The organism is Actinomadura sp. (genome assembly GCF_044508335.1).
GTDB lineage: Bacteria > Actinomycetota > Actinomycetes > Streptosporangiales > Streptosporangiaceae > Spirillospora.
In genome coordinates this window covers 40,420-43,996 of the sequence record NZ_JBIQHY010000017.1, presented here as the reverse complement: position 1 = coordinate 43,996, position 3,577 = coordinate 40,420, and the positions used below count along the sequence as shown (strand labels likewise).

The 3,577-nt window shown below is 72.8% G+C and carries 3 protein-coding genes; all 3 read left to right on the top strand.

From position 1 onward, the window contains the following. Positions 1-223 precede the first annotated feature (223 nt). Positions 224-772: a SigE family RNA polymerase sigma factor gene (locus tag ACIWVC_RS09425; protein ID WP_396448178.1), complete on the top strand. Its 549-nt coding sequence runs from the start codon at positions 224-226 to the stop codon at positions 770-772. 37 nt (positions 773-809) lie between these two features. Beyond that, positions 810-2,645 carry a rhamnogalacturonan lyase gene (locus ACIWVC_RS09420; RefSeq protein ID WP_396448179.1) on the top strand — a complete coding sequence of 612 codons (1,836 nt, stop codon included), beginning with the start codon at positions 810-812 and terminating at the stop codon, positions 2,643-2,645. Between the two features lie 363 nt (positions 2,646-3,008). Next, the gene (locus tag ACIWVC_RS09415; RefSeq protein WP_396448180.1) at positions 3,009-3,530 is read left to right on the top strand and encodes a lytic polysaccharide monooxygenase auxiliary activity family 9 protein; all 522 of its coding nucleotides are present in this window, start codon (positions 3,009-3,011) and stop codon (positions 3,528-3,530) included. Positions 3,531-3,577: the final 47 nt, after the last annotated feature.

The following is a 3,577-nucleotide window of genomic DNA, read 5'->3' as shown; positions in this document are numbered from 1 at the left end:
CCCCCGGCCTGGGCGCCGCCGGCGTGCGGCGGGTCCGGGGTGATGGTTGCGGAAGGGGTGTTGACGGTCGTCCCGCCGCGTCTCTACGTTCAAGGGAAAGCGCTTTCTGGTCGGCCGAGCCGAGAGGAGCGGCGTTGAACGGATCAAGCCGGGACGGGTGCCGGGTGCGTTCACCTGCGGCGTGTCGCCCTTTCGGCGCGCTCATAAGGGCAACACGCCGCAAGTGAACGAGGTCCGGGTGTGGGAGCGCTCCCATGCGAGCGAGTTCCAGGGGTTCTTCCGGCGGCACCACCGGGAGCTGGCCCGGCTGGCCTTCGTGCTGCTGGGGGATCCGGACGGCGCGGACGACGTGGCGGCGGACGCGATGGCGGCGGCCTGGCGGCGCTGGGACCGGGTGCGCGCCGCCGACCAGCCGCTCGCCTACGTGCGGCGGATGGTCGTCAACATGGCGCGGAGCCGGATCCGCGTCCTCGTCCGGGAGCGCGACCGGGCCGAGCGGCTCGGCGCCGGGCTCGACGACCGCGTGCACGGGCCGGACGTCCCGGCGATCGTGGACGTCCGCGCGGCGCTGCTGCGGCTGCCGCAGCGCAAGCGGGCCTGCGTGGTGCTGCGGCTGGGCTTCGACCTGTCGGAGAAGGAGACGGCCCAGCTCCTCGGCGTCGCGGTCGGCACGGTGAAGAGCCAGACCGCCAAGGGCGTCGCCGAGCTGGCGCGGCTGCTCGCGGACGGCCGCGGCCGAGCGGCAACCTTCCGGGGCCCGCCGGGCGACTAGCGGGAGAAGTCCCCCGCCCACTCCCGAGGGAGTCCCCGTGAGATCCGCAGCCAGACGCGTCCCCCTGCTCCGCCATCTGCTGCCGCTGGCCGTCGCCGCCGCGGCCGCCGCGGCCCTGCCCGCCACCGCGCCCGTCCCCGCGACCGCGGCCGCCGCCCGCCAGGCGGAGGACCTCGACCGCGGGCTGATCAGCGTCCGGTCGGGCAACGGCAACTACGTCGGCTGGCGCCTGCTCGGCACCGACCCGGCCGGCACGACGTTCGCCCTCTACCGCGGGTCGTCCCGCATCGCCACGGTCACGGACTCGACCAACTACTGGGACCAGGGCGCGCCGGCGGACGCCTCGTACACCGTCCGGCCGATCGTGAACGGCGGCGAAGGGGCCTCGTCCGAGCCGTCGCTGCGCTTCGGCGACGGGTACCTGGACGTGCCGATCCAGCGGCCCGGCTCCGAGTACAGCGCCAACGACGCGAGCGTCGGCGACCTCGACGGCGACGGGCGGCTGGAGATCGTCCTCAAGTGGGACCCGTCCAACTCCAAGGACAACTCGCAGAGCGGCTTCACCAGCGACGTCTACATCGACGCCTACCGGCTGGACGGCGCGCGGCTGTGGCGGATCGACCTCGGCCGCAACATCCGCGCCGGCCAGCACTACACGCAGTTCCAGGTGTACGACTACGACGGCGACGGCCGCGCCGAGGTCGCCATGAAGACCGCGGACGGCACCGTCGACGGCACCGGCCGGGTCATCGGGAACGCGGGCGCCGACTACCGCAACTCCAGCGGGTACGTCCTCAGCGGCCCCGAGTACCTCACCATGTTCGACGGCCGGACCGGCGCGGCGATGCAGACCGTCGACTACGTGCCGCCGCGCGGGAACGTCTCGTCCTGGGGCGACTCGTACGGCAACCGCGTCGACCGCTTCCTCGCCGGCACCGCCTACCTGGACGGCTCCCGGCCCAGCCTGATCATGGCGCGCGGCTACTACACCCGCACGGTGATCGCCGCCTGGGACTGGCGGGACGGGCACTTCACCCGCCGCTGGACGTTCGACACCAACAGCTCCACCAACCAGGGGCGGGGCTTCGACGGCCAGGGCTCGCACAGCCTGTCCGTCGGCGACATCGACCAGGACGGCCGCGACGAGATCGTCTACGGCGCGATGGCGGTGGACGACAACGGCTACGGCATGTGGACGACCCGCACCGGCCACGGCGACGCGCAGCACCTCGGCGACTTCGACCCGGCGCGCCCGGGGCTGGAGTACTTCAAGGTGAGCGAGTCGTCCGGCCAGCCGTCGTCGCTCTACATCGACCCGCACAACGGGCAGATCCTCTGGCAGACCTCCCCGTGCTGCGACAACGGGCGCGGCGTCGCCGGGGACATCTGGACGGGGCGGATCGCCGCCGAGTTCTGGTCGTCGAGCGTCTCCGAGCTGCGCAGCGTCACCGGCAACAACGCCGGCCGCAAGCCGTCGTCCGCGAACTTCCTCGTCTGGTGGGACGCCGACCCGGTGCGGGAGCTGCTGGACGGCACCCACATCGACAAGTACGGGCCGTCCGGCGACACCCGGCTGCTGACCGCGTCGGGCGTGCACTCGAACAACGGCACCAAGGCCGTCCCGTCGCTGAGCGGCGACCTGTTCGGCGACTGGCGCGAGGAGGTCATCTGGCCGACCGCCGACGACACCCGGCTGCGCATCTACACGACCCGGGACGTCACCGGCACCAAGCTCTACACGCTCCTGCACGACACCCAGTACCGGACGGCACTGGCCTGGCAGAACACCGCCTACAACCAGCCGCCGCACCCGAGCTTCTTCCTGGGCGACCGCATGCCGGCCCAGCCCCGGCCGCAGATCTACGTGCGGTGACGCGGCCCGGCCCCCGCGCCTGAACCCCGCCGAGCGAGCCGGGAGAGCCCACCCCGCTCTCCCGGCTCGCCCATGCTCGGCGCGCTTAAGCGGATTGTGCCGGTGAACGGCCCGTCCGTCGGCAGATCATGCCGAACTTCGGGGCGCCGGGAGCTGGTTCAGTGCCCTGCCTGGACTGGTCATGCCGGGACGGGGCCGGCGGTCCGGCCGGAACCTTGAACGGCGCCGAACGCGGGGCTACCGTGCCACGTACAGATAGGAAAGTTTCCTATCTGATGGAGGCTCCCCATGCCCCGCGCCCCTCCATCGCCGGGTGGCATCGACGCACCCCCATGACCACCCCGCTCAGCAAGGACCCCCGCCATGAAGAAAGCCCGACGCAGGACCGCCGCGATCGCGGCCGGCCTCGGCGCCGCCCCCCTGATCGCGGTCGTCCTCCCGGCGACCGCCGCCTACGCCCACGGCTACGTCTCGGCGCCCATGAGCCGCCAGGCGCAGTGCGCGGCGCGCATCGTCCAGTGCGGATCCATCCAGTGGGAGCCGCAGAGCGTCGAGGGCCCGAAGGGCCTGCGGAGCTGCAGCGGCGGCAACGCCCGCTTCCGCGAGCTCGACGACGACGGCCTGCCGTGGCAGGCCGCGTCCGTCGGCAACACGGTGACCTTCACCTGGACGTTCACCGCCCGGCACCGGACCCGCGACTACGAGTACTACCTCGGCGGCAGGCGCATCGCCTTCGTCGACGGCCACGACCAGCAGCCGCCGTCCTCCGTCTCCCACACCGTGAACCTCGGCGGCGTGACGGGACGGCAGAAGGTGCTCGCCGTCTGGAACATCGCCGACACCGCCAACGCCTTCTACGCCTGCATCGACCTCCAGGTGCGCTGACGCGCCCTGCCGCGTGCACACCCCGCACGCGAGCCCCTCCGCACGCG